This is a genomic window from Nonomuraea sp. NPDC049637, from assembly GCF_040675235.1.
GTDB lineage: Bacteria > Actinomycetota > Actinomycetes > Streptosporangiales > Streptosporangiaceae > Nonomuraea.
The window spans coordinates 1-3,440 of the sequence record NZ_JBFAOM010000118.1 but is presented as its reverse complement, the minus strand read 5'-3'; the positions used below and the strand labels follow the sequence as shown (position 1 = coordinate 3,440).

General features: G+C 73.6%; 1 protein-coding gene. It reads right to left on the bottom strand.

The genetic code is table 11. From position 1 onward, the window contains the following. The coding region (locus AB0J71_RS49815) for an amino acid adenylation domain-containing protein (RefSeq protein ID WP_364421455.1) at nt 1-3,440 on the bottom strand (3,440 nt) is incomplete at both ends.

The window sequence follows — 3,440 nt, the reverse complement described above, 5'->3', positions numbered from 1 at the left end:
ATGCGCGGCAGCATGCCGCCCAGGTAGTTCAGGACGCCGCCGTGCTCGGCGGCCACCGCCTTGGGCGTGCCGGTGGACCCCGACGTGAAGATCACATGATGCAGGTGCTCCGGTCGCACCGCGCTCTCCGGCCTGGTCTCCGGGAGGTCGGGCAGTCGGTCCAGTTCCAGGACCCGGACGTCCGGGCCGAGGCGGTCGGTGAACTCCGACACCGTGACCACGGCTCGGACTCCGGCGGCGTCGAGCATGGTCGCGATCCGTGCCGCCGGATAGGTCGGGTCCATCGGCAGGTAGCCGCCGCCGGACTTCTGGATGCCGAACAGCGCGCACGCCAAGGAGGCGCCGGGCTCCAGCAGCACGCCGACCGGCTCGTCCACGTGCACCCCGGCCTTGATCAGCCAGTGCGCGATGCGGTTGGCGGTGGACTCCAGCTCGGCATAGGACAGCTCGCGATCCGCGCCCACCACGGCGGGCGCGTCCGGCGTGTCGTCCACCCAGCGTTCGATCAGGTGGTGCACGGCCTGGCCGGACGCGTCCGTGGGCGCGGGACCGGCCAGGACGGGGTCGGTCACCGGCTCCAGCGGCACCGCCCCCACCGGCGCGTCCAGGTCGGACAACATCCCGTCCAGCAGGGCGAGGTACCAGTCCACCAGCCTGCGGACGGTCGCCTCGTCGAACAGGTCCGTGCGGTAGCCGAAGCCGCCCCGCAGCGGGGACCCGGGACCGCTGTCGAGCACGTACAGGTCCAGGTCGAACTTCGCCGTCCGCTCGGGGAGCTCGAGGGAGGTCGCCTCCAGGCCAGGCAGCTCGGGACGTCCCTGGTCGGGGATGTAGTTGAGCATCACCTGGAACAGCGGGGTGGCGGCCAGGTTGCGTTCCGGCCGCAGCCGGTCCACCACCCGGTCGAACGGCGCTCCCGCGTGCGCGAGCGCCCCCAGCGCGGCCTCCTTGACCCGGTCCAGCAGCTCCCGGCCGGTCGGGTCGCCGCCCAGGTCGGTACGGACCACGACGGTGTTGATGAAGCAGCCCACGACGCCTTCGGTGTCGGGACGGTCCCGTCCGCTGACCGGCACGCCGACCGCGATGTCGTGGACCGCCGACAGCCGCGCGAGCAGCGCCTGCAACCCGGCCAGCAGCACCATGAACGGCGTCATGCCCGGCGCCGACCGCACCTTGGCCGCCAGCTCCGCCGGCAGTTCGACCTCCAGCGAGGCCCCTGCCGGGTCGGCCACCGCGGGCCGAGGACGATCGGTCGGCAGGTCGAGCACCGGCGGCAGCCCCCGCAGCCGTTCCGCCCACCAGTCCAGGTCGGCCAGGGCCGGGACGGGCGCCACCTCCGCGTACTGGGCGGGCGGCGGGCCCGGCGGCGGGCGCAGGCCCAGCCGGGCGGCATACAGCGCCGACAGCTCGGACTGCAGGAGGCCGCGCGTCCAGGCGTCCGTGGCGATGTGGTGGAAGGTGAGGGAGAGCACGTGCTCCGTCTCGTCGACCACGAACAGGACCGCCCGCATCGGCGGCTCCCGGTCCAGCGCGAACGGCGTGGCCAGTTGCTCGGCCACCGCCCGGCCGACCTGCGAACGGTCGATGGTCACGGTGGTCACCGGCACCTCCGCGGCCGGCCGTACCTCCAGGACCGGTTCGGCGCCGGTGGCGATGATCACGCTGCGCAGCACCTCGTGCCGCTCGGCCAGGTCCCTGACCGCGCCCAGCAGCGCGTCCGCCTGCAGCGGCCCGCGCAACCGCAGGGTCATCGGGACGTTGTAGGCCGTGCCGTCCGGCTCCAGCTGGGCCAGGAACCAGAGCCTGGCCTGGGCGCCGGACAGCGGCGCCGGGCCCTCCACGCGCTCACGTCGCGCCACCGCCGCCGAGGCGGGGCGGGGGAGCGCGGCGGCGAGGTCGGCGAGCACGGAGTGCTCGAAGAGCAGCCGCACCGGTACGGCGACGCCGAGCTGCTCGCGCAGGCGGCCCGCCACCCGGGTGGCGGCGAAGGAGTGCCCGCCCAGCGTGAAGAAGTCGTCGTTCGCGCCCACCTGGTCCACGTCGAGCACGTCGGCCCACGCCTGCGCCACCAGTCGCTCGGCGGCCGTGCTCGGCGGCACGAAGGCCGCCGCCTCCTGCCGCGGTTCGGGGAGGGCGGCTCGGTCGATCTTGCCGTTGGGGTTGAGGGGCAGGTGGTCGAGGGTGACGATGTGCGCGGGCACCATGTAGTCGGGCAGCCGTTCCCGCAGCGCCGACCGGACCGCCGGCACGTTCGCCGATGCGGGGGTGACCCAGGCGGCGAGCTGCCGGGCCTTGCCCTCGCCGATCGGGAGGACGACGGCTTCGGAGATCTGGGGGAGGGCTCGCAGGGCGGTGACCACTTCGCCGAGTTCGACCCGGTAGCCGCGGACCTTGACCTGGTCGTCGACCCGGCCGCGGAACTCGATCTGCCCGTCGGCGGTGAGGCGGAGCAGGTCGCCGCTGCGGTAACAGCGGTCCTGGCCGGTCAGCGGGTCGGGGACGAACCGCTCGGCGGTCAGGTCCGGCAGCCCGATGTAGCCCCGGGTGATGCCGGGGCCGCCGACGACCAGCTCGCCAGGGACACCCGGCGGGACCGGCCGCAGCCGCGAGTCCACCAGATGGCCGTAGACGCCGGGCAGCGGACGGCCCAGCGGGACGATCCCGGTCCGGCGTTCCGCGGGGATCTGGTCGGTCTCGCAGACCAGGCAGATCATGGTGGATTCGGTGTGTCCGTAGTGGCTCTGGATGCGCAGGCCGGGTTTGGCGTTCCGGGCTCGTTCGACGAGGTCCCAGGGGCACGCCTCGCCCGCCAGGATCAGCAGCCGGCGCGGCAGCACGGCGGCCAGGTCGCCGCCTGAGGCCAGGAGTTCGAGGTGGCTGGGGACGCATTTGACGACGTCCACGTGGTGGTGGGTCAGGTAGTCGGCGAACGCGGCCGGGTCCATCGCGATCTCGCGTGGCAGCAGGTGGACGGTTCCGCCGGTGGTCAGCGCGCCGAACACGCAGGTCAGGCCGAAGTCGGCGGCCGGTGTGGAGACCACGGCGAACGACCCACCGGGGGCGTCGATGCGCGGGAGCATCCCGTCGAGGTAGCTGAGCACGTTGCGGTGTTCAGCCGCGACGGCCTTGGGGGTTCCGGTGGAGCCGGAGGTGAAGATGACGTGGTGCAGGTGCTCGGGCCGGACGTCCACGCGGGGTCGATCGGCGGGCAGGTCGGGCAGTCGGTCCAGTTCCAGGACCCGGACGTCCGGGCCGAGGCGGTCGGTGAACTCCGACACCGTGACCACGGCTCGGACTCCGGCGGCGTCGAGCATGGTCGCGATCCGTGCCGCCGGGTAGGTCGGATCCATCGGCAGGTAGCCGCCGCCGGACTTCTGGATGCCGAACAGCGCGCACGCCAAGGAGGCGCCGGGCTCCAGCAGCACGCCGACCGGCTCGTC